Below are 26,561 nucleotides of genomic sequence, written 5' to 3' on the forward strand. Positions count from 1 at the left end.
CGTGCCGGCGCCGACGGGTCCCGGCCGGACCGCCGCCCGGACGACGAGGGGGACGCATGACCGACGGCGCCGTGTCCCGGCCGGTGCGGGTTCTGCTCGCCGACGACCAGCCGCTGCTGCGTACCGGATTCCGGATGGTACTGGGCGCGGAGGACGACCTGGACGTGGTGGGTGAGGCCGGCGACGGCGCGGAGGCGGTGGACCTGGCGCGGCGGCTGCTGCCCGACGTGGTGCTGATGGACATCCGGATGCCGCGGATGGACGGGGTGACCGCGACGCGCGCGATCGTGTCCGCGCGGCTACCGGTTCGGGTGCTGGTGCTCACCACGTTCGAGCAGGACGAACACGTCGTCGGGGCGCTGCGGGCCGGCGCCAGCGGGTTCCTGACTAAGGATGTGCCGGCTGAGGACCTGGTCGCGGCGATCCGCACGGTGGCGGCCGGGGACGCGGCGATGTCTCCGCGCATCCTGCGCCGGCTGCTGGACCGCTTCGCCGAGATGCTGCCCGATCCGGCCGCCGCGCCGGCGCGGGCGCTTGATCCGCTGACCGACCGGGAGCGGGAGGTGCTCACCCACATGGCGCGCGGTCTGTCCAACGCGGAGATCGCCCGGGTGCTGTCGGTCAGCGAGACGACTGTGAAAACCCATGTCGGGCATGTGCTGACGAAGCTACGGTTGCGCGACCGGGTTCAGGCGGTCGTGCTCGCGTACGAGACGGGTCTGGTTCGTCCGGGGCGGTGAGGTGGCGCGGGTCACCTACCGTGACCAGCGGCGGGGCTGATGTGTTGACCATCACGCCGGGTGAGGCTCTAGCGTCGGCGCCGCCGGCCGGTCAGGGGTCACCCTGAGCCCGGATGGGGGTCGACCCTCACCGGAAGATCGGCACGGATTCCACCCCAGGTCGGAGGGCTTTCGGGCTCGCGACCCCGAGGATGGATTCCGCCGCACCGACCAGCGGGGGCGGTGCGGCATTGAGAACGACAGACGGAAGAGGTACATGACGTGACCGCGACGGTAGGCCAAGAGCAGGCCGCGGCCCGGGCGAACGATGTGTGGAAGGTGTACGGCAGCGGCGAGGCGCAGGTCGCCGCGCTGCGGGGGGTGAGCGCCGAGTTCGAGCGCGGCCGGTTCACCGCGATCATGGGGCCGTCGGGTTCCGGGAAGTCCACACTGATGCACTGCCTCGCGGGTCTGGACACGGTGACCAAGGGCACCGTGATGATCGGCGACACCACTGTGACCGGTCTCAACGACGCCGGTCTGACGAAGCTGCGCCGGGACAAGGTCGGCTTCATCTTCCAGCAGTTCAACCTGCTGCCGACGCTCACCGCGCAGGAGAACATCCTGCTGCCGCTGTCGATCGCCGGGCGCAAGCCCGACCCGGCCTGGTACGACGTCGTGATCGACACGGTCGGCCTGCGGGAGCGGCTCGGGCACCGCCCGGCGCAGCTCTCCGGTGGCCAGCAGCAGCGCGTGGCGTGCGCCCGGGCGCTCGTGGCCCGCCCCGAGGTGATCTTCGCGGACGAGCCGACCGGCAACCTGGACTCCCGCTCCGGCGCCGAGGTGCTGAAGTTCCTGCGCAACTCGGTACGCGAGCACGGCCAGACCATCGTCATGGTCACGCACGACCCGACCGCCGCCGCGTACGCCGACCGGGTGGTCTTCCTCGCCGACGGGCAGATCGTCTCGGAGTTGATCGAGCCGACCGCCGAGACGGTGCTGGACACGATGAAGAAGCTGGACTCCCCGGTCGAGGTGGGCAACTGATGCTGCGGGCAACGCTCAAGAGCCTGCTGGCGCGCAAGCTGCGCCTGCTGCTGTCCGGGCTGGCGGTGGTGCTCGGCGTCATGTTCGTCTCCGGCGCGTTCGTGCTCACCGACACGCTCGGGCGTTCCTTCGACGCGGTCTTCGCCGACGCGTACGCCGAGGTCGACGTGAGCGTCGAGGCCAAGCCGAAGATCGACGTCTCCACGGCGGAGGGGATGCCGCTGAGCACCCCGATGCCGGCGTCGGTGCTGGACCGGGTCAAGGCGGTGCCCGGCGTCGCCGACGCCGAGGGCGTGGTGGCCGCCGAGGGCGCCCGGATGATCGGCAGCAACGGCAAGGTGGTCACCTCGTTCGGCCCGCCGCAGCTGGGCCAGAACTGGCTCGGTGAGAGCGACCTGCTGGAGCTGCGCGAGGGCCGCGGCCCGCAGGCCGACGACGAGATCGTGATCAACGCCGCGCTGGCCGAGGCGGGCAAGGTCAAGGTCGGCGACCGGGTCGGCGTGCTGACCCTCGCCCCGAAGAAGGAGTTCACGCTCGTCGGCGTGTTCGGCTACAGCGGCGGCCGGGACTCGATCGGTGGCGCGAACGAGGTCTACTTCACGACCCCGGTGGCGCAGCAGCTGATGCTGGGCAAGCCGGACGTGTTCAGCAACATCAGCGTCCAGGCCGCCGACGGCACCACGCCGGCCGCGCTGCGCGACGAGCTGGCCCGCACGCTGGGTGCCGACTACCAGGTCAAGACCGGCGAGCAGCTCGCCGCCGACGCCTCGGCCGGCCTCAAGGAAGGGCTGTCGTTCTTCAACAAGATCCTCCTCGGGTTCGCCGCGGTGGCGCTGCTGGTCGGCACGTTCCTGATCCTCAACACGTTCTCGATCATCGTGGCGCAGCGCACCCGTGAGCTGGCCCTGATGCGCGCGATCGGGGCCAGCGGCAAGCAGGTCATCGGCTCGGTGGTGCTGGAGGCGCTCGCGGTCGGCCTGATCGCCTCGGTGCTGGGGCTCGCCGCCGGTATCGGCGTGGGCGCGCTGCTTGCGTACCTGTTCGGTCAGCTCGCCGGGGGTCTCACCCTGGCCGGGCTGGGCGTGCCCGCCTCGGCGGTGATCGGCGCGTTCGCGGTCGGCATGCTCATCACTGTGGTCGCCGCGCTGCTGCCGGCGCTGCGCGCCTCGCGCATCCCGCCGATCGCCGCGATGCAGGACGTGGCCACGCCGGACCGGCCGCTGACCAAGGTCACCATCGGCGGTGCCGTGGTCACCGGCATCGGCGCGGTGCTGCTGTTCCTCGGTCTCGGCGGGCACGCCGGCGACAGCACCCTGGCGACCATCCTCGGCGGCGTGCTGTTCGCGTTCATCGGGGTGGCGCTGCTGACCCCGATCATCAGCCGGCCGGTGGTCTCGCTGCTCGGCGCGATGTTCTCCTGGTCGGTGCCGGGCAAGCTGGGCCGGCTCAACTCGGGCCGCAACCCGCGCCGTACCGCGATCACGGCCGCCGCGCTGATGGTGGGCATCGCCCTGGTCACCGGCGTGACGGTGATCCTGGACTCGGCCAAGGGCAGCATCGGCGCGCTGGCCGAGGACACCATCAAGGCGGAGCTGGTGATCTCCGGGTCCACGTCCGGGCCGCGTCCGGCGAGCTTCGACCCGGCGGTCCTGGAGAAGGCCGCGGCGATCCCGGGCGTGCAGATGGTCGACGGCGAGTACGGCGACATGGCAGTGGTCGGCGGCGAGCGGACCTGGGTGGCCGTGTCGAGCAACGTGGCCGCGCTGCAGCAGATCTTCGGGGCGAAGGCCGCCGCCGGTGACATCAGCAAGCTGGCGCCGGACCAGATGCTGGTCAGCTCGGACACCGCGAAGGCACGCAACCTCAGCGTCGGTTCGACGGTGCCGGTGCAGCTGTCCCGTGGCGACGCCCGCACCTACACGGTCAGCGGCATCTACGAGAGTTCACAGCTGACCAACCCGGTGACGCTGCCGCCGCAGGCAACGGCGGACTTCGCCATCCCGCAGCCGATCCAGGGTTTCCTGCAGCTCGCCCCCGGCACGTCGGTGGACGCGGTGCAGCCGCAGATCGAGCGGCTGCTGGCGGACAGCCCCGAGGTGTCGGTGGCCGACCGGGCCGGGTTCATCGAGCAGCAGACCGGTCAGTTGGACTCCCTGCTCCAGATGATCCAGATCCTGCTGGCGCTGGCCATCGTGATCGCGGTGCTGGGCATCATCAACACGCTCGCGCTGTCGGTGCTGGAACGCACCCGGGAGCTGGGTCTGCTGCGGGCGATCGGCCTGCGCCGCGCCCAGACCATGCGCATGATCACGGTCGAGGCGGTGGTGATCTCGATCTTCGGCGCGCTGCTCGGCGTGGTGGTCGGCACCGGTCTCGGCGCGGCGGTGGTGGAGGCGCTCAAGGACGAGGGCATCACCGACCTGATCCTGCCGTGGGGTCAGATGGTGACGTTCCTGATCCTGGCCGCGATCATCGGCGTGGTCGCGGCGGTGCTGCCGGCGATCCGCGCCGCGCGGATCAACGTCCTGGGCGCCATCGCCCACGACTGACGTGAAAGGAAGGGCCCCTTCTTAACGCCTCGTGCATAAGAAGGGGCCCTTCCTAACGGTTGAGCAGCGCCGCGAGCAGCTCCAGGTCCGCCCCGAGCAGGCTCTCCATCTGGTGTACGCCGTCGGCGGGCGCCAGCGGCACCTCGGCCGGAACGGCCAGCACCGCCGCACCGGCTGCCAGCGCGCTCGCCACTCCGGTCGGTGAGTCCTCGATCGCCACGCACCGCTCGACCGGTACGCCCAGCAGACGCGCGGCGGTCAGGTACGGCTCCGGGTGCGGCTTGGCCGCGTCCACCTCGTCGCCGCAGACCACCGCGTCGAAGCTGTCCCGGCCCAGCGTGTCCAGGGCCACCTCGACCAGGGACCGGCCGCTGGAGGTGACCAGCGCGGTGGGGATGCCGGCGTCCCGTACCGCCCGCAGCAGCGCCAGCGCGCCCGGACGCCACTGCAGCCCGGTGCGGAACAGCTCCAGGATCCGGGCGCTGATCCAGTCGGCGCTTTCCTGCACGTCCCGCTCCGGCTGGCCCAGGTCGTCGTGCACGATCCGCATCGCGTCGACCATCCCGGTGCCGACGATCGCGCGGCGGGCGTCGTCGGACAGGACACCGCCGTACACGGCGGCCAGTTCCTGCAACGCGACGTCCCACAGCTTCTCGCTGTCGACCAGCGTGCCGTCCATGTCGAAGAGCACGGCGGCGGGGTGCTTGCTGCTCAGCGGGGGCCTCCTTCGATACGGGTACCCCGCCGATCCTGCCAGCCGCGCCGGGCCCGCCCGTCACCGTCCCCGCCCCTGGTGACCCGCGGCATCACCCGAGACCGCACGCGCCCAGCGACTTCTCGTATCCCCGGAAGAACGAATCGCTGCGCTGCTCGGCGGTGCCGTGCGAGCCCTCGGCGAACCACGGCTGGTCGGGGTCGTCGCCGACCGCCAGCAGCCCTTCCCGGAACTCCTCCAGGTCACCGTCCTCCAGCTCCAGCGCACCGGACCGCACGCTGTCCCCGAGGTACGCCCCGGCCATGCAGTCGGCCTGCAGCTCCTGCTGGATGGTGAAGTTGTAGCGGATGCCGAGCCGCACCTGCATGCCGTGGGCGTACTCGTGGCCGAGCAGGTAGAACAGGAACGCGTCGCCGATCTGCCGGAACGCCGCCACCGACCAGTTCACGTCGTAGGCGATGAAGTCGCCGGCCGAGCAGTACACGGCGTTGTTGCGGGGCAGCGCCTGCCCGGCGCAGGCCACCTCGCCCTCCCGGCTGTAGGCCACCACCCGCCGGATCGGGGTGAACCGCTGACCGGAGGCGCGGAACTGCTGCGCCCAGTAGCGTTCGGCCAGCCGGACCGCGTCCTCGATGTCCTGCTTGAACTCGGCGACGCTCGTGGTGCCGTCCGCCCGGGTGGTCTGCGACTCGGGCTGCGCGCTGCGCGGGGGTGCGGGCTGCTGCGGCCCGCCCTGGTCGACGCCGCCGGCCATGCAGCCAGCCGCGACCAGCGCGGCCACCACCAGCCCGACGATCGGCCCGCGCCCCTGACGTCCCGCCCTGTCCCCCACCATGACCTCCCGGTTTTCGTACCCGTGTCCCGCAGCAGTACCCCCGGCGGACGCCGGTGATGCTCACCGGCTCACACGCACGGCCGCCGGGAAACGTTCACCAGGCGACGGCGTCCCGGGCGTCCGCGCCGGTCACGCTGGATCGGCCCGGGTACCGTCGCCGGGATGGAGCCGCACCCGTCGTACGCCGGAATTGTCTACTGGCGACGTAGTCTCTGGAACGGCCTGCGGTGCGTGCCGGTGCTGATGACCCTCGACGAGGGCTGGCTGCGGGCCGGCGACCGGCACGGCGCGGAGGTGTTCGCCGCGCCCGTCGGGCAGGTCGAGGCCCGGGGAACGATCTTCGGCACGATGCTGCTCACCGTCGGCGGCCACCGGTACGCCCTGGTCGGCGTGGGTGCCACCGTCTCACCGTCACCGAGCAGGGAACAACTGCGGCGGCTGGACGAGCTCAGCGCCCGCACCGAGCCGGTGCCCGACCTCGCGTCCTGGTCGGAGACGCTGGCGCGGGCCGGCGTGACGGTGCGCTGAGCGGCGTGGTCAGTCCAGGCCGCGCATGATGTGCGGTTCGCCGTCGTCGTCGCCGAAGCAGCGGTGCAGCACCTGGGCACGCGCCCACAGGTCCAGGCTGCTCGGCGGTCCGACCGGCCCGGTGCCGGCGGGCGCGCTCAGCACGGGAGCCGGGTCCGGCGGGACCTGCGACGTCACCTCGTCGGTCATGTCCGCCCCTTTCGTTGTACCCATGCTCGCCCTCGGGCGTTTCCGCCACGTCAACGCCGACGGCGGGGGCGTGGACGCGCCGCCTGGTCCGGCGTCGGCCCGTACTCCGGTGACGGTAGTCCGCCGGGCCGCCGAGCACAGCCGTATTCCCGACGTCGCCGCAGGTGGCGGCTGGTGATCACGCCTGCGGACCGGGCGGCCCGCAGGTGGCGCAGCAGGTCGCCGTGCCAGGCGTCGCGACCCTCGCGCCCGGCTACGGTCTGACGCATGACTGTCGTCCGGTCCATCCTGCTGTTCCTGCTCGCCGCGCTCGCCGAGATCGGCGGCGCCTGGCTGGTGTGGCAGGGCTGGCGGGAGAACCGCGGCCTGCTCTGGATCGCCGCCGGGGTGATCGCGCTCGGCGCCTACGGATTCGTCGCCACGTTCCAGCCGGACCCGAACTTCGGCCGCATCCTCGCCGCCTACGGCGGCGTGTTCGTCGCCGGGTCGCTCGCCTGGGGCATGGTCGTCGACAAGTTCCGGCCCGACCGCTACGACCTCGCCGGCGCGGCCATCTGCCTGGTCGGCGTCGCGCTCATCATGTACGCGCCGCGCACGAGCTGACGGCGCGGTGATGAGTTTTCCCGCCCGTTCCCGTCACACAGACGACGGGACACGACGAGGCGGGAGGATGACGTGATGGGTGCGGAGCCACGGCGGGCGGAGCTGGGCGTACGCGATCTGGGTGAGGTCGACGAGCCGGCGTTCGCCGGGCTGGCGCAGCGGCACCGGCGGGAGCTGCACGTGCACTGCTACCGGATGCTCGGATCGTTCGAGGACGCCGAGGACACCGTCCAGGAGACGTTCCTGCGCGCCTGGCGGCGGCGCGAGACGTTCGCCGGCCGCTCCACGTTCCGGGCCTGGCTGTACCGCATCGCCACGAACGCCTGCCTGGACCTGCTGGCCAAGTGCCGGCCCGAGCCCGCAACCGGCGGCGAGGTGCGGTGGCTGCAGCCCTACCCGGACCGGCTGCTCGACGAGCTGCCCGCGGCCGGCGCGGACGAGCCGGAAGCCGTCGCGGTGGCGCGGGAGACGATCGAGCTGGCGTACCTGGTCGCGGTGCAGCACCTCGCGCCACGCCCGCGTGCCGTGCTGATCCTGCGCGACGTGCTCGGCTGGCCGGCCAAGGACGTCGCGGAACTCCTGGGCGACTCGGTCAACTCGGTGAACAGCGCGTTGCAGCGCGCCCGCGCCGGCATGCGGGAACACCTGCCCGCGCAGCGGCAGGACTGGACCGGCGACGAGGCGGACACCCGCACCCGCGAGCTGGTACGCCGCTTCACCGACGCCGCCGTCGCCAAGGACGTCGCCGCTCTCGCCGCCATGATGCGCGACGACGTGCGCTGCTCGATGCCCCCCACCCCGGGGCTGCAGATCGGCCGGGACGCGGTGGTCGCCGACTGGGTCGCGGACGGCTTCGAGAGCCTGGGCAGCATGCGGGCCGTGCCCACCGCCGTGAACCGGCAGCCCGCCGTCGCGTTCTACCTGTGGCAGGAGAGCGACGGCGCGTACCTGCCGCTCACCGTCGACGCCCTGCGCGTCACCGGCGGGGCGATCACCGAGATCGTCACGTTCCACGCCGACCAGTTCCCGCGCCTCGGGCTGCCCGAGCGCCTGCCGGCCGACCGTACCCCGTAGTGCCGGTGCGGACGCTCGCGCTGCCCGGCGGCGCGCGCGTCGCGGTGGTCGCAGCCCAGTGGCAGCACGCGTACGGCGTGGTCACACGCGGACGGGTGCAGCTGGAGCCGCGCGACGGCGCGCCCGGGCCGGTCCTGCGCCGCGACGCCGGCTTCTGGCTGCGCGACACCGGAGTACGCGCGCTGCGCAACCCCGGCCGCCGCACCGCGACGGTACGAGTCCTGACCCCCGACTTCTGGAGGAGCGACATGATCAGCAGCACCGGCACCGGCGTGGGCTCTCGCCGTTCGCACGGCTTCCGGCGGCTCGCCGTCACCGGCGTCGTCGCCACACTCGTCGCGATGACTGCAACCACGCTCGGCGCGGCGCTCGCGCGGGCCGCCGGCGTCGACTTCGCGATCCCGGACGGCGGTGACGAGGCCATCCCGCTCGGCGGCTTCACCGTGGTGACCGGATTCTTCTCCCTCGTCGGGGTCGTCATCGCCGCCGTACTGCTGCGGTTCAGCGCGCGTCCCGCGTCGCGGTTCGTGTGGACGGCGGTGGCGCTGACCACGCTGTCGCTGGCGCCGCCGTTCCTCGTCGGGGCCACCGCCACGACGAGCGTCACGCTGGTCGCGATGCACCTGGTCGCGGCGGCAGTGATGATCCCCGCCCTGACGCGATGCCTGGTCGCGAGGACCGACTGACACTCCGCTCCCGGTGAGTGGGCTGGGCCACAAAACACTCTTGATTCGCAGGGTTCGATCGAAAACGTGCGGGCACTCCGATATGGACCGAACGCCGGGCGCCGCCAGTCGGCGCCCGGCGCCACGTTCGACCGAGAGGTGACACCATGACCTTCCGCGCCAGGCTCGTCGGAGCCGCACTCGCCGGGACGCTCGCCGCCGGTGCATCGGCACTGGCTGGGGCCTCCGCGGCCAGCGCGCAGGCCGAACCCTGCGTTCAGCGCATCGCCGTGGTGAACAACGCCGCCTTCGTGATGTCCTTCAGCGTTCAGGCGAGCAACGGCCTGGAGACGGCGAACACCGACAACTACCCGATCAACCAGTCGCGGACGATCGATCTCACCACCACGGCGCTGCCGGTCGGCGCCGACGTCCGCCCGGTGGTGGACGCGGTCGCCGGAGCGACGCGGACCCCGAGCAGCTTCGTGTCGTACTGCGAGAACGGGCAGACCGCCACGTACTCGGTGACCGGTACGACGTACGACTACTCGGTCACGCTGATCGGCTGACCGGCACGTCGACGCTTCGGGGCGTCCGCCGTCGCGGCGGGCGCCCCGCGCTCGTACGCTACTTTGACCGGGTGCCCGTACCCCGGCTGATTCCCATCGCGCACGAGCCCGGCCACCGGACGGACACGATCGGCCGCTACGACGAAGGGCTGTTCCTCGCCTCGGCGTGGGACCACCACGCGTACGTGCACCTGTTCGACCACGACGGGACGTACCGGAACTCGACCATTACGCGGGTTCCGCATCGAGGCGCGCTGAGCGAGGCGCTCGACGGGCTGCTCGCGAGCCTGCCCGGCAGGTCGTACGGCGACATCGCCGTACAACTGTTCCAGACCCGTCAGGACGGCGTCGTGTTCGGTCTGGTCGACGAGTCCGGCGACCGGGCGGGCGACGGCAGCCACGTCGACTGGGTCGAGCTGTATCCGGATCGCCTAGGGTTCCACGAGCCGTGGGACGGCCTCTACGACACGTGACGGCACACCGACCACATGAGTAAGGGCGGCGTTGTTCCGCCGGTTCGAGGCTGCATGGTCACGGTTCGGCACCGTTGGTCCACCTCTAACGGCTGGAGCTTGCCGTAGGCGCTCCACCGGAGGTCAGAGCGCCTACGGCGATCACTTGGCGTTGAAGTAGTTCGCCTCCGGGTGGTGCACCACGATCGCGTCGGTGGCCTGCTCCGGCACCAACTGGAACTCCTCCGACAACTGCACCCCGATCCGCTCGGCCCCCAGCAGCTCCACGATCTTCGCCCGGTCCTCCAGGTCGGGGCAGGCCGGGTAGCCGAACGCGTACCGGCAGCCCCGGTAGTCGGTGCGCAGCAGACCCGCCAGGTCGGCCGGATCCTCGTCGGCGACCGTGCCGCCGCCGGGCAGCACCAGCTCGGCGCGGATCCGCCGGTGCCAGTACTCCGCGAGGGCCTCGGTGAGCTGCACCGACAGGCCGTGCACCTCCAGGTAGTCGCGGTACTCGTTACCGGCGAACATCTTCGCCGTGTACTCGCTGATCGGCTGCCCGACGGTGACCAGCTGCAACGCCACCACGTCGAGCTGGTCGCCCTTGGGCCGGAAGAAGTCGGCCAGGCACAGCCGCCGCTCCTGCCGCTGCCGGGGGAAGGAGAACCGGGCCCGCTCGCTGTGCCCGTTCTCGTCCAGCACCACCAGGTCGTTGCCCTCGGAGTACGCCGGGAAGTAGCCGTACACCACGGCCGCCTCCAGCACCTGGTCGGAGATCAGGCGGTCCAGCCAGTACCGCAGCCGGGGCCGGCCCTCGGTCTCGACCAGTTCCTCGTACGACGGGCCCTTGCCGCCGCGGGCGCCGCGCAGCCCCCACTGGCCCAGGAACGTGGCCCGCTCGTCCAGCAGCGCCGCGTAGTCGGCCAGCGGCACGCCCTTGACGACGCGGGTGCCGAAGAACGGCGGCTTCGGCACCGCCACGTCCACCGCCACGTCGGAGCGGACCGAGGCGTCGTCCAGTTCGGGCAGCGCCTCGCGCACCTGCGCGCGCTGCCGCTCGCGGCGCTCCCGGCGGGCCGCCAGCGCCGCCTCGCGCTCCGGGTCGATCACCGGCGCGCCGCCGCGCTTGGCCGCCATCACGCGGTCCATCAGGGACAGCCCTTCGAACGCGTCGCGGGCGTAGTGCACCTGACCCGGGTAGATCGACCGCAGGTCGTCCTCCACGTACGCGCGGGTCAGCGCCGCGCCGCCGAGCAGCACCGGCCAGCGCTCGGCCACGCCGCGGGAGGCCATCTCGGCCAGGTTCTCCTTCATGATGACTGTGCTCTTGACCAGCAGGCCGGACATGCCGATCGCGTCGGCGCGGTGTTCCTCGGCCGCGTCGAGGATCGCGTTGATCGGTTGCTTGATGCCGATGTTGACCACGTCGTAGCCGTTGTTGGACAGGATGATGTCGACCAGGTTCTTGCCGATGTCGTGCACGTCGCCCTTCACCGTGGCGAGCACGATCCGGCCCTTGCCGTCGTCATCGGTCTTCTCCATGTGCGGCTCCAGGTACGCCACCGCGGTCTTCATCACCTCGGCGGACTGGAGCACGAACGGCAACTGCATCTGGCCGGAGCCGAACAGCTCGCCGACCACCTTCATGCCGTCCAGCAGCAGGTCGTTGATGATGGACAGCGGCGTACGCCCCTGCGCCATCGCCGTGTCCAGGTCGGCCTCCAGGCCGTTGCGCTCACCGTCGATGATCCGCCGCTTGAGCCGCTCGTCCAGCGGCAGCGCGGCCAGTTCCTCGGCCCGGGTGGCGCGCGCCGACGCCGCGTCCACGCCCTCGAACGCCTCGATGAACCGCTGCACCGGGTCGTAGCCCTCGCGGCGCCGGTCGTACACCAGGTCGAGCGCCACCTCGCGCTGCTCGTCCGGGATCCGCGACATCGGCAGGATCTTGCTGGCGTGCACGATCGCCGAGGTCAGCCCGGCCTGGGCGCACTCGTGCAGGAACACCGAGTTGAGCACCTGCCGGGCCGCCGGGTTGAGGCCGAACGAGACGTTGGAGATGCCGGCGGTGAAGTTGACGCCCGGATAACGGGCCGCGATCTCCCGGATCGCCTCGATCGTCTCGATGCCGTCGCGGCGGGTCTCCTCCTGCCCGGTGGCGATCGGGAACGTCAGCGCGTCGATGAGGATGTCCTCCCGGCGCATCCCCCACCGGCCGGTCAGGTCGTCGATCAGCCGGGAGGCCACCCGTACCTTCCAATCGCGGGTGCGGGCCTGGCCCTCCTCGTCGATGAGCAGCGCCACGACGGCGGCGCCGTGCTCCTTGACCACCGGCATGACCCGCGCATAGCGGGAGTCGGGGCCGTCGCCGTCCTCGAAGTTGACCGAGTTGACCACGCACCGGCCGCCGAGCATCTCCAGGCCGGCCTCGATCACCGCCGGTTCGGTGGAGTCCAGCACGATCGGCAGCGTCGACGCGGTGGCGAACCGCCCGGCCAGCTCCCGCATGTCCTGCGTGCCGTCGCGGCCCACGTAGTCGACGCAGAGGTCGAGCAGGTGCGAGCCGTCCCGGGCCTGGCTGCGGGCGACCTCCACGCAGGCCTGCCAGTCCCCGGCGAGCATGGACTCGCGGAACGCCTTCGAGCCGTTGGCGTTGGTCCGCTCCCCCACCATCAGGATGCTGGCGTCCTGGGCGAACGGCACGTGGTGGTAGATCGAGGAGACCCCGGCCTCCGGCTTCGGCTCCCGCGCCACCGGCGCCCGCCCGCCGAGGCGCTCCACCAGCACCCGGATGTGCTCCGGGGTGGTGCCGCAGCAGCCGCCGATCAGGCCCACGCCGTAGTCGGTGACGAACCGCTCCAGCGCGTCGGCCAGCTCGTCCGGGCTGAGCGGGAAGTACGCCCCGTCGGCCGTGAGCACCGGCAGGCCCGCGTTCGGCATCACCGAGATCGGGATACGCGAGTGCTGCGCCAGGTAGCGCAGGTGCTCGCCCATCTCCGCCGGGCCGGTCGAGCAGTTGAGCCCGATCAGGTCGACGCCGAGCGGCTCGATCGCGGTCAGCGCCGCGCCGATCTCGCTGCCCAGCAGCATCGTGCCGGTGGTCTCCACCGCCACCTGACAGATGATCGGCACGTCCCGGCCCGCCTCGGCACGGGCCCGCTTCGACCCGACCACCGCCGCCTTGACCTGGAGCAGGTCCTGGCAGGTCTCGATGATCAGCGCGTCCGCCCCGCCGGCGATCAGACCGGCGGCGTTCTCCTGGTACGCGTCACGCAGCGAGGCGTAGGTCGCGTGCCCGAGCGTGGGCAGCTTGGTGCCCGGACCCATCGAGCCGAGCACGAACCGGGGGTGCTCCGGCGTCGCGTACTCGTCGGCGGCCTCCCGCGCGATCCGCGCGCCCGCCTCGGACAGCTCCCGGATGCGGCCGGGGATGCCGTACTCGGCGAGGTTGGGCAGGTTCGCGCCGAACGTGTTGGTCTCCACGCAGTCCGCGCCGGCGGCCAGATAGGCGTCGTGCACGCCTCGGACCACGTCCGGCCGGGTCACGTTGAGGATCTCGTTGCAGCCTTCGAGGCCGTCGAAGTCGTCAAGGGTGAGATCGGCGGCCTGGAGCATCGTCCCCATCGCGCCGTCCGCGATCAGGATCCGATCGGCCAGCAGGTCACGCAACGAAATAGGCACATGGCCCAGGTTAGTGCGCCCGAGTACGCCAGACTCACCCGAACCGGGCCTTCCCACATACTGCCCGGCGGACCGCGTACGCCTTTGCGCCGGTTCGCCCGGGTGGTCGGGCTCGGCGACCGGCGCGGCCGACGGGCCCGCTCCGGCGGCGGCACGTAGGCTGGCGGACGTGAAGGACAACAGGGGTGCGACAGTGCGACGGGGCGACGCCGCGCCCGACGAGCAGGGTGAGGTGACGGCGTGACCGAGTTCGACGGGCTGCCGGTACTGCGCTCGCCGGTCGCCATCGCGGCCTTCGAGGGCTGGAACGACGCCGCCGACGCCTCCACCGCCGCCGTGGAACACCTGGAGCAGGTCTGGCAGGCCCGGGAGGTGACCGAGCTGGACCCGGAGGACTTCTACGACTTCCAGGTGAGCCGCCCGACGATCACCATGGCCGACGGGGAGACCCGGCGCGTCGAGTGGCCCACCACGCGGTTCATGGTGGCCAGCCCGGAGGGCACCGAACGGGACGTGGTGCTGATCCGGGGCATCGAGCCGAGCATGCGCTGGCGGACGTTCTGCGAGCAGGTGCTGGAGATCTGCCACAGCCTGGAGGTCGAGCGGGTGGTGCTGCTCGGCGCGTTGCTCGCAGACGTGCCGTACACCCGGCCGCTGCCGATCAGCGGCAGCGCGTCGGACGCCGACGCCGCCAAGCGCTACCAGCTCACCCCCACCCGGTACGACGGGCCGACCGGCATCGTCGGCGTGCTGCACGACGCCTGCACCCGCGCCGAGGTCGACGCGGTGTCGTTCTGGGTGCACGTGCCGCACTACGCCAACAACCCGCCCTGCCCGAAGGCCACGCTGGCGCTGCTGCACCGGGTCGAGGAGGTACTCGACCTGCCGGTGCCGATGGCCGACCTGGCCGAGGAGGCAGCCGAATGGGAGCAGCGGGTGCGCAGCGCCGCCGAGCAGGACGCGGAACTCGGCGAGTACGTGCGTGAGCTGGAGGAACGGGTCGGCGACGCCGGCATCACCCCGTTGACCGGGGACGAGATCGCCCAGGAGTTCGAGAAGTACCTGCGTCGCCGCGGCGGTTCCGCCGGGCCGACAGCGGGTTCCTGGTAGCCGTTTTCCGTCGAAGCCGGGTCCCCCTGCCGGGGCCCGGCTTCTGCGTGTCCGGGGTGGCGCGGTCATACCCTCTAGGGCATCCTAGGAACCTAGCTGTTCTGAGGAGGCCCGGATGCAGATCAACCCCGGCGCGGCCGAGTTCCCGCACCGGCAGATCGCCGCGCAGCTCAAGGCCCAGGTGCGCCGCGGCGACTGGGGCCCCGGCGAGCGGCTGCCGTCCATCCCGGCCATCGCCGAGATGTTCGGCGTGGCGAAGCAGACCGTGCAGCGCGCCGTCGACCAGCTGCGGGTCGAGGGCATCCTGATCACCAAACCCGGCTCCGGTACGTACGTCCGGGGCACCCGGCGCCGCCTCAACCGCCTGTCCCGGGGCCGGTACGGCGGCTTCCGCGGCTACCACACCGACCTGGCCGCCCGGTACCGCCAGCAACTCGTCTCGGTCGGCCGTTCCCCCGCCCCGGCCGAGGTGGCCGACGCGTTCGGCGTCGCCGACGGCACCGAACTGCTCTGCCGCCGGCACCTGGTACGCACCGACGACTCCCCGGTCGAGGTCGGCGCGTCCTGGTTCCTGCCCGCCGACACCGCCGGCACGTCACTGGAGCGGGCCGAGGCGTTCGGCCGGCCGCTCTACCAGGAGGCCGAGGAGGTCACCGGCCGGCGGTACGTCACCGCCACCGACACGATCAGCGCGCGCCAGCCCAGCCGGGAGGAGGCGGAGATCCTCCAGATCCGCCCGGACACGCCGGTGCTGCACCTGCTGCACGTGGCGTACGACGAGCGACGCAAGCCGATCGAGGTCGCGCAGGCGACCTGGCCCGGCCCGATGACCACGCTCACCGAGGAGTACAGGATCCCCGCCCCGGCTCCCGACCAGGACCCCGACCCCGGCCTGGTCCTGGGCTGACCGCTTTGCCCCCGCCCCGGCGATCTTGCACTTTCCGCCCCAGCAGACGGCGCATTTCCGACGCTCCAGGGGCCGCGAGTGCAAGATCGCCGAGGCGTGCCGGCGGGGCCGGCGCACACATGCTCCCGGAACGGCCACGCCCGGGCGGAGCCCCCGGGTCGGGTCGTGCCGGGTGGAACACCGTGGGTGTCAAACCGCCCTCGAGACACCCGTCACGTTCCACCCGCCCGCCGAGCGACGCGATCTTGCGGTTTCGGACCCCGCAAACTGGGGCGAAACGGCGAGAACGCGGGCCGCAAGTGCAAGATCGGCGAGGCGAGGCGGGAGCGAGGCGAGGCGAGGACGAGGCGCGGCGCGGCGCGGCGCGGGGGCGGGGGCGGGTGAGCGAGGGACGGGTGCGCGGGCGGCCGGGCGGAACGGCTACAGGGCGATGCCCAGGAGCGCGTCGACCGTGTCGGTGAACAGCACCGGGGCCTCCGGGTCGTCCGTGACGCCGTTCAACGCTCCGTCGGCCCAACGGTCAGCCGCCGCCAGAGCGCCCGGCGTGTCCAGATCGTCGGCCAGGCGCTCGCGTACCTCGGCCAGCAACGCCGCCCCCGACGGCCCGGCCGGCGCGGCGGCGGCCCGCCGCCAGCGGCCCAGCCGCTCCTGCGCCTCGGTGAGCAGATCGTCGGTCCAGGAGCGGTCGGTGCGGTAGTGGCCGCTCATCAGCGCCAGCCGCACCGCCATCGGGTCGACCTTGTCGGCCCGCAGCCGGGACACGAAGACCAGGTTGCCCTGGGACTTCGACATCTTCTCGCCGTCCAGGCCGATCATGCCGGCGTGTACGTAGTGGTCGGCGAACGGCGCCTCGCCGGTGAGCCGCTCGGCGTGCGCGGCGGAGCATTCGTGGTGCGGGAAGATCAGGTCGTTGCCGCCGCCCTGCACGTCGATCCGGTCGCCGAGCAGGTTCAACGCGATGACCGTGCACTCGATGTGCCAGCCGGGGCGGCCCGCGCCGAGTTCGCCGCCGGGCCAGGACGGCTCGCCCTCGCGGGCGCCGCGCCACAGCAGCGGGTCGAGCGGGTCGCGCTTGCCGGCGCGCTCCGGGTCGCCGCCGCGCTCGGCGAACAGTTCGAGCATCTCCTCGCGGGACAGGTTCGACTCGTAGCCGAAGCGCGGGGCGGCGGAGATGTCGAAGTAGACGTCGCCGGTGCCGTCGTCGAGCCGGTACGCCGCGCCGTCCTTGAGCAGCACCAGCACCTTCTCGGCGATCTCCGGGATCGACTCGACAGCGCCGACGTAGTGCGCCGGCGGGATCATCCGCAGCGCCTCCATGTCCTCGCGGAACAGCGCGGTCTCCCGCATGGCCAGGACCTTCCAGTCCTCGCCGTCGCGCTCGGCGCGTTCCAGCAGCGGGTCGTCGATGTCGGTGACGTTCTGCACGTACCGCACGTCGAGGCCGGCGTCGCGCCACATCCGCTGCACCAGATCGAACGCGATCATGGTGGCGGCGTGCCCCAGGTGCGTGGCGTCGTACGGGGTGATGCCGCAGACGTACATCGAGGCCGCGCCCTCGGGCCGGCTGGGATGGGCGCCCTGCCGCGCCGAGTCGTACAACCGCAGCGGCACGCCCTCGCCGGGCAGCCGCGGCACCTCGTGTCCCGCCCAAGACTCCATGACCGCCAGCCTAACGATCCGTCAGACGCTCGGGTGCCGCCCTACGGGTGATCAACGCGACAGCGGCTCACATCGGCGGCCAGGGCATCGCCGGCCACTCCTCGGGAGGCAGCGGGAACCGGCCGGTCCCGCGCAGCCGCTCGACGCGGGCCGCCAGCGCCGCCGTCTCGCCGATCGTCAGGTGCTCGGCGAGTTCCTCGCCGAGCGGGCCGCGAAGCTGACCGGCCAGGCCGTCGAGCATCTCCACCGCGTCCGGCGGCAGCTCGCGGCCGGCCCAGCCCCACAGCACCGTACGCAGCTTCTCCTCGACGTGGAAGCTCACGCCGTGGTCGACGCCGTAGATCCGGTCGTCCGGGCCGACGAGCACGTGACCGCCCTTGCGGTCGGCGTTGTTGATCACCGCGTCGAGCACGGCGAGCCGGGCCAGGCGGGGGTCGTCGGCGTGCGCCAGCGCGTACGCGGCGCCGTCGTCGTCGCGGGCCGCGGCCACCGGGAACCAGCGCGGCGGGATCTCCCGCGCCGGCACGAACCCGACCAGTGGCTCGGCGTCGTCCGGCTCGTCGATCCAGAGCTGGCAGGAGCCGGGGCCGAACGGGCCGTCCCGCAGCACCGTGGGGGGCACCAGGTCCCAGCCGGTGGCCCGGGACACCAGGTAGGCGGCCACCTCGCGGCCGGCGAGCGTGCCGTCCGGGAAGTCCCACAGCGGGCGCTCACCGCGCACCGGCTTGTAGACACAGTGGGCGGTGACGTCGCCGAGCGCGACGATGGCGCGCAGCGTGGCGTTGGAGGCGTCGACAAGCCGCCCTTCCAGGGTCAGCTCACCGTCGGCGAGCAGCCGCAGCGCCTCGGCTCCGTCCTGTCGGGGCTGCAGTTCCGACGACGTCACCGGTGATAGCCGTTGTTCCGGGGGCAGAGGTGACCGGCCGGGTCCAGCGGCTGCCCGCACAGCGGGCAGGGGGGACGGCCGGCGTTGACGACGCGCTTGGCCCGCTCGATGAACTCGCGGGTCGCCTCCGGGGTCAGCCGGACCCGGAGCCGGTCGAGGTCGTCGTCCGGCTCGTCCGGCTCCTCGTCGGCGTCGTCGTCCGCGTCGCCCAGCTCGACCTCGACTTCCGCCTCGCCCACGGCGATCGCCTCGATCACCACTGTCGCGGTGTCCACGTCGAAGGCCAGGCCCAGCGTGCCGACGCGGAACTCCTCGTCCACCGGGGTGTCGAGCGGCTCGTTGTCGCCGCCCGTCGGCGGCGCGGCCTCCGGCAGCTGCACGCCGAAGCGGCGCTGCGCCTCGGCGAGCAGCTCCTCGAGCTTCTCGGCGAGCAACGACACCTGGACCTTCTCCAGCGACACGCTGACCAGCCGGCCGCCGCCGCGCGCCTGGAGGAAGAACGTGCGCTCCCCCGGCGGGCCGACCGTACCGGCGACGAACCGCTCCGGCGGCTCGAAGGCGTGCACCTGGTGCGTCATACCCACGACCCTATCCGGCGCGTGGAAGTGCCGCGCAGCCCACCGACGCCGAATCCGCCCAGAGCGAACGCGCCGCGCCGGGCCGGCTATCCGGCCGCGCCCGCGCCCCCGCCGACCGCCGCGTCCGACTCGGCCGGCCGCGCCGCGCGCCGGCGCCGCTTGCGCGGCGGCGGGACCAGCGCCGACAGGTCGCCGCCGGTGTCGTTGAGCCGGACCAGGAACGGCCGCAGCGGCGTGTAGCGGATCGCGGTCACCGACGCCGGGTCGGCCACGATCCGCTGAAAAAGATCAAGGTGTACGCCGAGCGCGTCCGCCACGATCGCCTTGATCACATCACCGTGGCTGCACGCGAGCCAGACCGCCTCCGGTCCGTGCTCGGCGGTGACCCGCGCGTCCCACGCCCGTACCGCCGCCACCGCGCGCGCGGACATCGCCGCCATCGACTCCCCCTGCGGGAACGCGGCGGCGCTCGGATGCTGCTGCACCACCGGCCAGAGCGGCTCCTTCGCCAGCTTCTTCAGCGACTGCCCCTCCCAGTCGCCGTACCCGCACTCGATCAGCCCGTCGTCGACCACCGGTTCGGCGTGCGGCAGCGCCAGTTCGAGGGTCTGCCGGCAGCGGATCAGCGGGCTGGTCACCACCGCCGCGAGCGGCAGCCCGGCGAGGCGCGCGCCCACCGCCGTCGCCTGCGCCCGGCCGGTGTCGTCCAGCTCGACCGGTTGCCGCCCGGCCAGGCCGCCGTCGGCGTTCGCGGTGGTCCGGCCGTGTCGCAGAAGCAGAAGGGTCGCCACGCAGACCACCCTAGGCGGTACGCCCCGACGTTGATCGTCCCGCCACGACGCCGACCTTCCCCGCCCTCACACCCCGTCCCCGCCCTCACATCCCGTCCGCGTCGATCGTGATCGCCCGTCGCATTGCGCAGCTCGTTCGTCTCGCGCGGCACTCCGCCGGAGATCTTGGAAGTTTTGGGCCCCTATGAGAGCCATTTCCTTCCAAGATCTCCTGAGGTAGCGGCGCACGCCGGAGATCTTGGTACGTTCCCGCCCTTGTAGGGGCCGTTACGTACCAAGATCTCCGGCGAGCCCTTTCGAGACGGCGATGCGCTTCTGATCTGCCGTCGGCGACCCGACCTCCCACACGATCATGAGGTTGACGGCGACAAAACGGACACGAGGTGCCGCCAACTTCATGATCGACGCGGCAGGGAAGCCCGGGCGTTGGCGGGCGCGACGTGGGCGCGACGTAAGCGGGCGCTACGTGAGCGGGGCGGAGATGGGCGTGCGCAGGTGGAGCGGTCGGCGGAGTGGGCCGGATGCGTCGGAACGAGAGAGCGGGGCGTGTCGGGGAGGGAGTGTCCGTTTGCGTCGGGTGTCTGATTTCGGGGTGGTCGGGGACACCCGCACGGCGGAATCGCCTGCGGGGCCGGGGCGTTATATCTGGTGAACGACCGCAGCAGCGCCCCCGCAGCCCGAGAAGGCGGGCGGCAGCGTCCGGGAATGATCCCGGGCCGGCGGTCGTTGGACATGTCTCCGGCGCGACCAGCGAGCCCCGCACGCCACCCCCGGCGTCCACGGTCCGCGTGAGCAGACGCCGGATCCCCCCAGACTTCTCTGAGCGCCTGACGGTGCCCACGCACTCGCCCCCGGGTGCGTCGACCCCCGAATGGAGCCCCCTCATGAACACGATCCTGCGCAAGAGCATCCTCGGTATCGCCGGTCTGACCGTCGCCGGTGGCCTCGCCGCCGGCCCCCTCAACCACGACACCAGCACCCCCACCACCCGCAACGCCGCCGCGGTCACCACCACCCAGGCCGCGAAGCTCGACAGCGCCGCGCTGATCCCGCACGGCGTGCAGGGCACCCAGTCCCGCATCGACCTCGACGACGAGCAGACCGCCAACGTCAAGGCCATCATCGCCGCCACCAAGAAGGCCGGCATGGACGAACGCGCCGCCGTCGTCTCCATCGCCACCGCCCTGCAGGAGTCGAAGCTGGAGAACCTCGGCCACCTCGGTGACCGCAACGACCACGACTCGCAGGGCCTGTTCCAGCAGCGCCCGTCCTCCGGTTGGGGCACGGTCGAGCAGATCACCGACCCCGAATACTCCACCACCGCGTTCCTCAAGGGCCTCAAGCAGGTCGACGGCTGGAAGGACATGCCGCTGACCAAGGCCGCCCAGACCGTCCAGGTGAGTGCGTACCCCGACCACTACGCCCAGTGGGAGCAGCAGGCCGCCGACCTGGTCGCCGAGCACTGGAACAGCTGAGACAAGCGAAAGGCCGGCACCCCGAACATCGGGTGCCGGCCTTTCGCATGACAGCGTCAGGTGGCGCTGATCGTGCCGGTGGCCAGCAGGCAGATCACCAGGCTGCCCAGCGCGACCCGGTAGAGCACGAAGACGTACAGCGTGTGGTGTGCGACGTAGCGCAGCAGCCAGGCGATGGCCGCGTACCCGACGGCGAACGCGATCAGCGTCGCCACCACCATCTGCGCCACGCTCGGCGCGGCGGTGCCGGGCGCGGACGGCTCGAAGACGTCCGGCAGGCTGAACACGCCGGAGATCACCACGGCCGGGATGGCCAGCAGGAACGAGTAGCGGGCCGCGGTCTCCCGGGTCAGGTTGAGCAGCAGGCCCGCGGTCAGCGTGCCGCCGGAGCGGGACACGCCTGGTACGAGCGCCGCGGCCTGGGCGAAGCCCATCACTACGCCGTCGCGCATCCGGAAGTTCTCCAGCGTACGGGTCTGCCGGCCCCAGTACTCGGCGAAGGCCAGCAGCACGGCGCCGATGATCAGCGTGCAGGAGATCAGCCAGAGGTTGCGGCCGGCGGTGCGGATCTGGTCCTTGAAGATCAGTCCGAAGATGCCGATCGGGATGGTGCCGACGATGACGTACCAGCCCATGCGGTAGTCGAGGCTGGAGCGCACCGAGCGGTCGAACAGGCCCAGGCACCAGGTGCGGACGATCCGCCAGATGTCCTTGGCGAAGTAGATCAGGACGGCGGCCTCGGTGCCGAGCTGGGTCACCGCGGTGAACGACGCGCCCGCGTCCCGGCCGAAGAACAGCTCCGAGGTGATCCGCAGGTGCCCGGACGAGGACACCGGAAGGAACTCGGTCAGCCCCTGGACCAGGCCCAGGACGATGGCCTCGATCCAGGTCACTCCCCGACTCCGGACAGCTCCAGCGCCTCGGCGACGGTCCGCAGGGTCTGCACCCCGCTCTCCCGGTCGGCCACGAACAGCGACACCGACAGCGTGGTCACGCCCGCGGCGGCGTACTCCCGCATGCGCTCGGCGATGCGCTCCTTCGGGCCGAGCAGCGAGGTGCGGTCGATGAACTCCATCGGTACGGCGGCGGCCGCGTCGCGCTGCCGCTTGGCCAGGTAGAGGTCCTGGACCTCGCGGGCCGCGTCGCCGTAGCCCATCCGGGTGGCGAGCTGGTTGTAGAAGTTCTGCTTGCGGCTGCCCATGCCGCCGACGTACAGCGCGGCGTACCAGCGGACCAGCTCGGCGCAGGTGGCGACGTCGTCGCCGACCACCACCGGCACGGACGGCACCACGTCGAAGCCGGCCAGTTCCTTGCCGGCGGCGGCGCGGCCGGCCCGGACCGAGGCGAGGTGCTCCTCGGCGAACTCCGGGGAGTAGAAGACGGCCAGCCAGCCGTCGGCGATCTCGCCGGCCAGCTCCAGGTTCTTCGGGCCGACGGCGGCCAGGTAGATCGGGATGTGCTCGCGCGGCGGGTGGAAGCCCAGCCGCAGCGCCTTGCCCGGGCCGTCCGGCAGCGGCAGCGTGTAGTGCTCGCCGTCGTACGCGACCTCCTTGCGGGCCACCGCCAGCTTGACGATGTCCACGTACTCCCGGGTGCGGGCCAGCGGCTTGGCGAACCGCACGCCGTGCCAGCCCTCCGAGACCTGCGGGCCGGACACGCCCAGGCCGAGCCGGAACCGGCCGCCGGAGATCGTGTCGATGGTCGCCGCGGTCATCGCGGTCATGGCGGGCGAGCGGGCCGGGATCTGCATGACCGCCGACCCGACGTCGATCCGCTCGGTCTGTCCGGCGATCCAGGACAGGATGCTCGGCGAGTCCGAGCCGTACGCCTCCGCGGCCCACACGACCGAGTAGCCGAGCCGGTCCGCCTCCTGGGCCAATGCCAGGTGGTCGAACGGCGTGCTCCACGCCGTTTGGTATCCGAGGTTGAGCCCGAGTCGCACTGATCCTCCCGCCATCCGCACCACAGGTCGCATCAGGTTACGCAATGAGCGTGGCGCCCTCGACGTCCGGCTCACCCGAACATGTCACACCGGTCTGATGTCGCGCGGGAACTTGACTGCGGCGAGGATATCCGTGACGCCGGGTTCGAAATAAGGTTCACGCATGCAACAGCGACCGCTCGGCCGAAGCGGGCTGGCGGTATCGCGGCTCGCGCTCGGCACCATGACCTGGGGACGCGACACCGACGCCGACGACGCGGCCGCCCAGCTGAAGAGTTTCCTCGACGCGGGCGGCAACCTCGTGGACACCGCGGACGTGTACGCCGACGGCGACGCCGAATCGGTGATCGGCTCGCTGCTGGGCAGCCTGGTGGACCGCGACGAGCTGCTGATCGCCACCAAGGCGGGGCTGCGGCCGGGCAGCCGCCGCCGGGACGGCTCGCGCGGGCACCTGCTGCGCACGCTCGACGCCTCGCTGCGCCGGCTGGGCACCGACCACGTCGACCTGTGGCAGGTGCACGGGTACGATCCGGACACCCCGCTGGAGGAGACGCTCTCGGCCCTGGACCATGCCGTGTCGAGCGGGAAGGCCCGCTACGTCGGCGTGTCGAACTTCTCCGGCTGGCAGACCGCCCGCGCCGCCGCCTGGCAGGCCGCCTGGCCGGGGCGCGCCCCGGTGGTCGCCGCGCAGGTGGAGTACTCGCTGCTGGAGCGCGGCGTGGAGCGGGAGGTGCTGCCCGCCTGCGCCGGGATGGGGCTGGGCGTGCTGCCCTGGTCGCCGCTGGGCCGGGGCGTGCTGACCGGCAAGTACCGCAACGGCCGCCCGGCCGACTCGCGGGCGGTGTCGCCGCACTTCGAACGGTTCGTCGCCACCTACCTGGAGCCGCGCTGCTCCAGCATCGTGGAGGCGGTCGCCATCGCGGCCGGCGGGCTCGGCGTGTCGCCGCTGGAGGTGGCGCTGGCCTGGGTGCGGGACCGGCCCGGCGTGACCGCGCCGATCCTGGGCGCCCGGACCGTCGGGCAGCTGCTCGGCGCGTTGCAGGTGGAGCGGATGACGCTGCCGGAGGAGATCGTCACGGCGCTGGACGACGTGTCGGCGGTGCCGGTGGGCTACCCGGAGCGCGACGGATGAGCCGCGGCGGGGCGGTCCGGGTCACCGTCAGGGGGTGGCGGAGGGCCCGCGACCTGGGCAGCATAGGGGCATGGACTACGAATACGCGCCGCTGCGGTTGCCTTCGAACGTCGATCGGCTGACCGCCGCGGCGCAGCTGGCGATCCAGGCCGAGTTCTCCGGTTGGGAGCTGGCCCGGGTGCGGCTCTACCGGGACGGCACGCGGCAGGTGGTGCTGCGCCGCCGCCTGGTGAACAAGCCGCAGCCGGGCCTGTCGTACTGACGGGCCCGTCCCCGGGGCCGCGCGCCGCGGCGCCGCCCCGGGGACGCGCACGGCCTAGTGCGCGTGGTCGTGCTCCTCGTCGAGCTCCATGAACGGGTGCTCGTCGAGCCGGCCGACCAGCCGGTCGTCGGCGGCGGGCTGGAACGGCCCGACCGGGTCGTCGTCGTCGAACGACTCCAGGTCGACCGGGGTGCCGACCTCGCTGACCATGACCACGCCGTCGAGCGGCTCCAGCTCCGGCACGTCCAGCGCGGACAGCGAGCCGTCGCCGCTCTGCAGCAGCTCCAGCACCGCCTCGCCGACGCCCTCCACCGGGGCCGGCTCGTCGTCCTCCGGGGTGCCGTCGCGGCGGGCCGCCTCGGCGGCACGCAGCAGCGCGGCGACGCTCGGCACCCGGTAGTCGCGCCGCTGCCGCACCGAGATGACCCGCGGGTGCGGGTCGGTGGGCTCGCCGCCCTCCACGGCACCGAAGCGCTCGTCGGCCTCGTCCGGGTCGATCGACTCCACGTCCCAGGGCGTCACCTCGCCGAACGCGTCGAGCAGCTGCTCGTCGTAGGCGAACGAGGCGTTGTTCAACGCGACGTACGCCTGCCAGACGGCGTCGTCGTCGATCCGGCCCTGAGCGGCCCGGACGGCGGCCAGGTGGGCGCGAGCGGCGTCGATCACCCGCTCGAGGGCGGCATCCAGCTCACCGTGCTGGTCGGTCATGTGTGGCAGTCCCTTCGCGATGGGGGGAGGGTTCCGTGCCGACGGCGCCGCTGTGGGCGCGGTCAGCAGGTACGCAGGAAGCGGTCCAGAACCCGCACGCCGAACTGTAGTCCGTCCAGCGGAACCCGCTCGTCGATGCCGTGGAACAGGCCGGAGAAATTGAGGTCGGCGGGCAGCCGCAGCGGCGCGAAACCGAAGCAGCGGATGCCGAGCCGGGAGAACGCCTTGGCGTCGGTGCCGCCGGAGAGCATGTACGGCACCGGGTGGGCGCCGGGGTCCTCGGCGCGCAGCGCGGCCGACATGCCCGCCACCAGGTCACCGTCGAACGTGGTCTCCAGGGCCGGCTGGCGCTGGACGTACTCGATGGCGATGTCCGGCCCGACCAGCTCGCGCAGCTGCCGTTCCAGCTCCTCGCTCTGTCCGGGCAGGCTGCGGCAGTCGATGGTGGCGGTGGCCCGGCCGGGGATGACGTTGTCCTTGTAGCCGGCGGCCAGCCGGGTCGGGTTGGCGGTGTTGCGGATGGTCGCGCCGATGATGTTGGCGATCGGGCCGAGCTTGGCGATCGCGGTCTCCGGGTCGTCCGGGTCGATCTCGATGCCGAGCACGTCGGACACCTCGGCCAGGAAGGCGCGTACGGTGTCGGTCATCACCACCGGGAAGCGGTGCCGGCCGATCCGGGCGACCGCCTCGGCCAGCGCGGTGACCGCGTTGTCGTCGTGCATCATCGAGCCGTGGCCGGGCCGGCCCTTGGCGTGCAGGCGCAGCCAGTCGATGCCCTTCTCGGCGGTCTCGATCAGGTAGAGCCGGCGCTGCTCGTCCACGGAGTAGGAGAAGCCGCCGACCTCGCCGATCGCCTCGGTGCAGCCGTCGAACAGGTCGCGGTGCCGCTGGGTGAGGAAGTGCGCGCCGTAGTCGCTGCCGGCTTCCTCGTCGGCGGTGAACGCGAGCACGATGTCGCGCCGGGGGCGGACGCCGGCGCGCTGCCAGCCGCGGACCACGGCGAGGACCATGGCGTCGAAGTCCTTCATGTCGATCGCGCCGCGGCCCCACAGGTAGCCGTCGCGGATCTCGCCGGAGAACGGGTGCACCGACCACTCGTCCGGGTCGGCGGGCACGACGTCGAGGTGGCCGTGCACGAGCAGCGCGTCGCGGCCCGGCTCGGTGCCGGGGATGCGGGCGACCACGTTCGCCCGGCCGGGGGCGGATTCGTGGATCTCGGCGTCGACGCCGGCCTCGGCGAGCTTCTCCGCCACGTACTCGGCGGCGCGCCGCTCCCCCACGCTGGTGTCGTTGTCGCCGGTGTTCGTGGTGTCGATGCGCAGCAGGTCGCGGCAGAGGTCCACGACCTCGTCGGTGGCGTCGGGCCGGGCGGGGAGGGCGTCGCTCGTCATCGCTTCCTTATATCAGCAGGCGGGGTCGTCGCGGCCGTCGGTGCGCGCCGCGGTTTCGTGGATCTCCCGGCCGGGTACCGGCGGAGGCGCCCGGGAC

General features: G+C 72.2%; 26 protein-coding genes. 14 read left to right on the top strand and 12 right to left on the bottom strand.

All coding sequences use genetic code 11. The features are described from left to right. Window positions 1-56 precede the first annotated feature (56 nt). From A8711_RS27505 to A8711_RS27515, 3 genes are all read left to right on the top strand, one after another. On the top strand, window positions 57-740 hold the full coding sequence (locus A8711_RS27505) for a response regulator transcription factor (protein ID WP_069089794.1): 684 nt from the start codon (window positions 57-59) through the stop codon (window positions 738-740). 261 nt (window positions 741-1,001) lie between these two features. Then, the gene (locus tag A8711_RS27510) at window positions 1,002-1,766 is read left to right on the top strand and encodes an ABC transporter ATP-binding protein (RefSeq protein ID WP_069089795.1); all 765 of its coding nucleotides are present in this window, start codon (window positions 1,002-1,004) and stop codon (window positions 1,764-1,766) included. Continuing rightward, window positions 1,766-4,315 (top strand): ABC transporter permease, encoded by a 2,550-nt coding sequence (locus A8711_RS27515; protein ID WP_064446105.1) that lies wholly within the window; start codon window positions 1,766-1,768, stop codon window positions 4,313-4,315. Before A8711_RS27510 ends, A8711_RS27515 begins: the two co-directional genes overlap by 1 nt. 52 nt (window positions 4,316-4,367) lie before the next feature. On the opposite strand, the gene A8711_RS27520 is transcribed toward A8711_RS27515, so the two are convergent. Both A8711_RS27520 and A8711_RS27525 read right to left on the bottom strand, forming a co-directional pair. After that, window positions 4,368-5,006, bottom strand: a complete 639-nt coding sequence (locus A8711_RS27520) for an HAD family phosphatase (protein ID WP_069089796.1) — start codon at window positions 5,004-5,006, stop codon at window positions 4,368-4,370. A gap of 115 nt (window positions 5,007-5,121) precedes the next feature. Then, the gene (locus tag A8711_RS27525; protein WP_069089866.1) at window positions 5,122-5,862 is read right to left on the bottom strand and encodes a neutral zinc metallopeptidase; all 741 of its coding nucleotides are present in this window, start codon (window positions 5,860-5,862) and stop codon (window positions 5,122-5,124) included. Between the two features lie 165 nt (window positions 5,863-6,027). Here A8711_RS27525 and A8711_RS27530 point away from each other — a divergent pair, with 165 nt between their 5' ends. Then, entirely contained in the window at window positions 6,028-6,393 is a 366-nt protein-coding gene (locus tag A8711_RS27530) for a hypothetical protein (RefSeq protein ID WP_124778818.1), read from the top strand. Window positions 6,394-6,402: 9 nt separating this feature from the next. On the opposite strand, the gene A8711_RS27535 is transcribed toward A8711_RS27530, so the two are convergent. Further along, window positions 6,403-6,582 carry a hypothetical protein gene (locus tag A8711_RS27535; protein WP_043324402.1) on the bottom strand — a complete coding sequence of 60 codons (180 nt, stop codon included), beginning with the start codon at window positions 6,580-6,582 and terminating at the stop codon, window positions 6,403-6,405. A gap of 267 nt (window positions 6,583-6,849) precedes the next feature. Between A8711_RS27535 and A8711_RS27540 the strand changes: the two genes are divergently transcribed. The 5 genes from A8711_RS27540 (at window position 6,850) to A8711_RS27560 (ending at window position 9,966) form a co-directional block, all read left to right on the top strand. Beyond that, window positions 6,850-7,185, top strand: a complete 336-nt coding sequence (locus A8711_RS27540; RefSeq protein ID WP_069089798.1) for a YnfA family protein — start codon at window positions 6,850-6,852, stop codon at window positions 7,183-7,185. Between the two features lie 72 nt (window positions 7,186-7,257). Further along, window positions 7,258-8,259, top strand: a complete 1,002-nt coding sequence (locus tag A8711_RS27545) for an RNA polymerase subunit sigma-70 (RefSeq protein WP_369830131.1) — start codon at window positions 7,258-7,260, stop codon at window positions 8,257-8,259. A gap of 5 nt (window positions 8,260-8,264) precedes the next feature. Then, window positions 8,265-8,945 (top strand): DUF6069 family protein, encoded by a 681-nt coding sequence (locus A8711_RS27550; RefSeq protein ID WP_233607711.1) that lies wholly within the window; start codon window positions 8,265-8,267, stop codon window positions 8,943-8,945. Between the two features lie 146 nt (window positions 8,946-9,091). After that, on the top strand, window positions 9,092-9,493 hold the full coding sequence (locus A8711_RS27555; RefSeq protein WP_069089801.1) for a hypothetical protein: 402 nt from the start codon (window positions 9,092-9,094) through the stop codon (window positions 9,491-9,493). A gap of 71 nt (window positions 9,494-9,564) precedes the next feature. Continuing rightward, window positions 9,565-9,966: a hypothetical protein gene (locus A8711_RS27560; protein ID WP_043324412.1), complete on the top strand. Its 402-nt coding sequence runs from the start codon at window positions 9,565-9,567 to the stop codon at window positions 9,964-9,966. Between the two features lie 141 nt (window positions 9,967-10,107). Here A8711_RS27560 and metH read toward each other — a convergent pair whose 3' ends face one another. Next, on the bottom strand, window positions 10,108-13,623 hold the full coding sequence (gene metH, locus A8711_RS27565; RefSeq protein WP_176722895.1) for a methionine synthase: 3,516 nt from the start codon (window positions 13,621-13,623) through the stop codon (window positions 10,108-10,110). 240 nt (window positions 13,624-13,863) lie between these two features. Here metH and A8711_RS27570 point away from each other — a divergent pair, with 240 nt between their 5' ends. Then, window positions 13,864-14,733, top strand: coding sequence for a PAC2 family protein (locus A8711_RS27570; protein ID WP_013286081.1), 870 nt, complete (start codon window positions 13,864-13,866; stop codon window positions 14,731-14,733). Between the two features lie 115 nt (window positions 14,734-14,848). Continuing rightward, window positions 14,849-15,640, top strand: coding sequence for a GntR family transcriptional regulator (locus tag A8711_RS27575; RefSeq protein WP_064446114.1), 792 nt, complete (start codon window positions 14,849-14,851; stop codon window positions 15,638-15,640). Between the two features lie 420 nt (window positions 15,641-16,060). Here the strand turns inward: A8711_RS27575 and mshC are convergent, their stop codons facing one another. From mshC to A8711_RS27595, 4 genes are all read right to left on the bottom strand, one after another. Beyond that, window positions 16,061-17,299 carry a cysteine--1-D-myo-inosityl 2-amino-2-deoxy-alpha-D-glucopyranoside ligase gene (gene mshC / locus A8711_RS27580; RefSeq protein ID WP_069089803.1) on the bottom strand — a complete coding sequence of 413 codons (1,239 nt, stop codon included), beginning with the start codon at window positions 17,297-17,299 and terminating at the stop codon, window positions 16,061-16,063. A 67-nt stretch (window positions 17,300-17,366) separates the two neighbouring features. Then, on the bottom strand, window positions 17,367-18,185 hold the full coding sequence (locus tag A8711_RS27585; protein ID WP_069089804.1) for an SCO1664 family protein: 819 nt from the start codon (window positions 18,183-18,185) through the stop codon (window positions 17,367-17,369). Further along, window positions 18,182-18,763, bottom strand: coding sequence for a DUF3090 domain-containing protein (locus tag A8711_RS27590; RefSeq protein WP_043324423.1), 582 nt, complete (start codon window positions 18,761-18,763; stop codon window positions 18,182-18,184). Before A8711_RS27590 ends, A8711_RS27585 begins: the two co-directional genes overlap by 4 nt. A gap of 86 nt (window positions 18,764-18,849) precedes the next feature. Continuing rightward, a complete protein-coding gene (locus A8711_RS27595; protein WP_069089805.1) occupies window positions 18,850-19,563 on the bottom strand; it encodes a histidine phosphatase family protein in 714 nt (237 codons plus the stop codon). 875 nt (window positions 19,564-20,438) lie between these two features. Between A8711_RS27595 and A8711_RS27600 the strand changes: the two genes are divergently transcribed. Then, window positions 20,439-21,029, top strand: a complete 591-nt coding sequence (locus A8711_RS27600) for a hypothetical protein (protein ID WP_069089806.1) — start codon at window positions 20,439-20,441, stop codon at window positions 21,027-21,029. Between the two features lie 56 nt (window positions 21,030-21,085). On the opposite strand, the gene A8711_RS27605 is transcribed toward A8711_RS27600, so the two are convergent. Together A8711_RS27605 and A8711_RS27610 are read right to left on the bottom strand one after the other, a co-directional pair. Further along, window positions 21,086-21,922, bottom strand: coding sequence for an undecaprenyl-diphosphate phosphatase (locus tag A8711_RS27605; protein ID WP_043324430.1), 837 nt, complete (start codon window positions 21,920-21,922; stop codon window positions 21,086-21,088). Continuing rightward, the gene (locus tag A8711_RS27610; protein WP_043324433.1) at window positions 21,919-22,971 is read right to left on the bottom strand and encodes an LLM class F420-dependent oxidoreductase; all 1,053 of its coding nucleotides are present in this window, start codon (window positions 22,969-22,971) and stop codon (window positions 21,919-21,921) included. The genes A8711_RS27605 and A8711_RS27610 overlap by 4 nt, the downstream gene beginning before the upstream one ends. A 163-nt stretch (window positions 22,972-23,134) precedes the next feature. On the opposite strand from A8711_RS27610, the gene A8711_RS27615 reads away from it, so the two are divergent. After that, window positions 23,135-24,103: an aldo/keto reductase gene (locus A8711_RS27615; RefSeq protein ID WP_030504007.1), complete on the top strand. Its 969-nt coding sequence runs from the start codon at window positions 23,135-23,137 to the stop codon at window positions 24,101-24,103. Between the two features lie 70 nt (window positions 24,104-24,173). Beyond that, window positions 24,174-24,365 carry a DUF5703 family protein gene (locus tag A8711_RS27620; RefSeq protein ID WP_043324435.1) on the top strand — a complete coding sequence of 64 codons (192 nt, stop codon included), beginning with the start codon at window positions 24,174-24,176 and terminating at the stop codon, window positions 24,363-24,365. A gap of 54 nt (window positions 24,366-24,419) precedes the next feature. Here A8711_RS27620 and A8711_RS27625 read toward each other — a convergent pair whose 3' ends face one another. Together A8711_RS27625 and A8711_RS27630 are read right to left on the bottom strand one after the other, a co-directional pair. Next, window positions 24,420-25,073: a hypothetical protein gene (locus tag A8711_RS27625; RefSeq protein ID WP_030504008.1), complete on the bottom strand. Its 654-nt coding sequence runs from the start codon at window positions 25,071-25,073 to the stop codon at window positions 24,420-24,422. A gap of 62 nt (window positions 25,074-25,135) precedes the next feature. Then, window positions 25,136-26,464, bottom strand: coding sequence for a M20/M25/M40 family metallo-hydrolase (locus A8711_RS27630; RefSeq protein ID WP_043324436.1), 1,329 nt, complete (start codon window positions 26,462-26,464; stop codon window positions 25,136-25,138). Window positions 26,465-26,561 lie beyond the last annotated feature (97 nt).

The sequence above is a fragment of the Micromonospora sp. II genome, from assembly GCF_001709195.1.
GTDB lineage: Bacteria > Actinomycetota > Actinomycetes > Mycobacteriales > Micromonosporaceae > Micromonospora > Micromonospora chalcea.

Coding starts and splice junctions, on each gene's coding strand:
- A8711_RS27505 (WP_069089794.1), top strand. CDS start 57: ATGACCGACGGCGCCGTGTCCCGGCCGGTGCGGGTTCTGCTCGCCGAC.
- A8711_RS27515 (WP_064446105.1), top strand. CDS start 1,766: ATGCTGCGGGCAACGCTCAAGAGCCTGCTGGCGCGCAAGCTGCGCCTG.
- A8711_RS27530 (WP_124778818.1), top strand. CDS start 6,028: ATGGAGCCGCACCCGTCGTACGCCGGAATTGTCTACTGGCGACGTAGT.
- A8711_RS27535 (WP_043324402.1), bottom strand. CDS start 6,582: ATGACCGACGAGGTGACGTCGCAGGTCCCGCCGGACCCGGCTCCCGTG.
- A8711_RS27540 (WP_069089798.1), top strand. CDS start 6,850: ATGACTGTCGTCCGGTCCATCCTGCTGTTCCTGCTCGCCGCGCTCGCC.
- A8711_RS27555 (WP_069089801.1), top strand. CDS start 9,092: ATGACCTTCCGCGCCAGGCTCGTCGGAGCCGCACTCGCCGGGACGCTC.
- A8711_RS27575 (WP_064446114.1), top strand. CDS start 14,849: ATGCAGATCAACCCCGGCGCGGCCGAGTTCCCGCACCGGCAGATCGCC.
- mshC (WP_069089803.1), bottom strand. CDS start 17,299: ATGGAGTCTTGGGCGGGACACGAGGTGCCGCGGCTGCCCGGCGAGGGC.
- A8711_RS27590 (WP_043324423.1), bottom strand. CDS start 18,763: ATGACGCACCAGGTGCACGCCTTCGAGCCGCCGGAGCGGTTCGTCGCC.
- A8711_RS27600 (WP_069089806.1), top strand. CDS start 20,439: ATGAACACGATCCTGCGCAAGAGCATCCTCGGTATCGCCGGTCTGACC.
- A8711_RS27615 (WP_030504007.1), top strand. CDS start 23,135: ATGCAACAGCGACCGCTCGGCCGAAGCGGGCTGGCGGTATCGCGGCTC.
- A8711_RS27620 (WP_043324435.1), top strand. CDS start 24,174: ATGGACTACGAATACGCGCCGCTGCGGTTGCCTTCGAACGTCGATCGG.
- A8711_RS27625 (WP_030504008.1), bottom strand. CDS start 25,073: ATGACCGACCAGCACGGTGAGCTGGATGCCGCCCTCGAGCGGGTGATC.
- A8711_RS27630 (WP_043324436.1), bottom strand. CDS start 26,464: ATGACGAGCGACGCCCTCCCCGCCCGGCCCGACGCCACCGACGAGGTC.